Annotated in this window: 1 protein-coding gene and 1 pseudogene; both read left to right on the forward strand. The window is 45.2% G+C overall.

What is annotated here, in order from left to right; all coding sequences use genetic code 11:
* A pseudogene (locus KL866_RS20215) lies at positions 1-118 on the forward strand (efflux RND transporter periplasmic adaptor subunit); the annotation flags it as partial.
* A gap of 25 nt (positions 119-143) precedes the next feature.
* A partial coding sequence (locus KL866_RS08080) for an efflux RND transporter permease subunit (protein WP_214994515.1) occupies positions 144-1,022 on the forward strand: 879 nt, incomplete at its 3' end.

The raw sequence follows: 1,022 nt of genomic DNA on the forward strand, positions 1-1,022 counted from the left end.
TTTTGAAAATAACGAAGTCATTGAAATAATTAAAGGCTTAAATGGTAACGAAGAAGTGGTGACTGCAGGCCATCAAAACTTGAAAGACAGCGCCCCTGTTGAAGTAGTTAACGGTTAATTCGGTTTTACAAGGAATTCACACGATGCGTATTGTAGATATCGCTGTAAAGCGCCCTGTTGCCGTTAGTATGTTCACCTTTGCGGTATTACTATTTGGTATGGTGTCACTAGGTAGACTGTCGGTTAACCTACTGCCTGACTTATCGTACCCTACTCTGACCATTCGCACCGACTACGACGGTGCAGCGCCGGGCGAAGTAGAACAACTGGTTTCAAAACCTATTGAAGAAGCTATTGGCGTAGTAAAAGGGGTACGTAAAGTCACGTCCACTTCGCGTGCCAGCCAGTCTGACGTGGTACTTTCTTTTGCGTGGGGTACCGACATGGATTTCGCCAGTTTAGAGGTGCGCGAAAAACTTGATGTTTTACAACTTCCCCTTGATATAGAAAAACCAAGACTGCTTCGTTTTAACCCCAGTTTAGACCCAGTAATAAAACTAGGCCTTACGGCACAAAGCGACACGTCACATTTAAGCGTAGCGCAAATGAAGCGATTGCGTTTATACGCCGAGCAACAGGTAAAACGTGGTTTAGAGTCGGTAGAAGGCGTGGCTGCCGTGCGCGTTGGCGGTGGTCTAGAAAATGAAATTCACATTCTTATCGACCAGCAAAAAGCCAGTCAATTGTCTATTCCTATTACCCGTATTATTGACCGGGTGAGTGCTGAAAACATTAACGCTGCAGGCGGTCGAATTGACAACGCAGCCCAAGCGTTCTTAGTTAGAACCCTGAATCAGTTTGAAACGCTAAGCGATATCGAAAACCTGTTCATTGGACGCTTTGAAGGCAGAAATATTCAGCTTAAAGACGTTGCCGCGGTAGAGAGTGCCTATAAAGACCGTGATGTTGTAACCCGCTTTAACGGCAATGAAGGCATTGAAATTGCCATCTATAAAGAAGGG

It is taken from the genome of Alteromonas sp. ALT199 (genome assembly GCF_018619335.1).
In the GTDB taxonomy this organism is placed as follows: domain Bacteria; phylum Pseudomonadota; class Gammaproteobacteria; order Enterobacterales; family Alteromonadaceae; genus Alteromonas.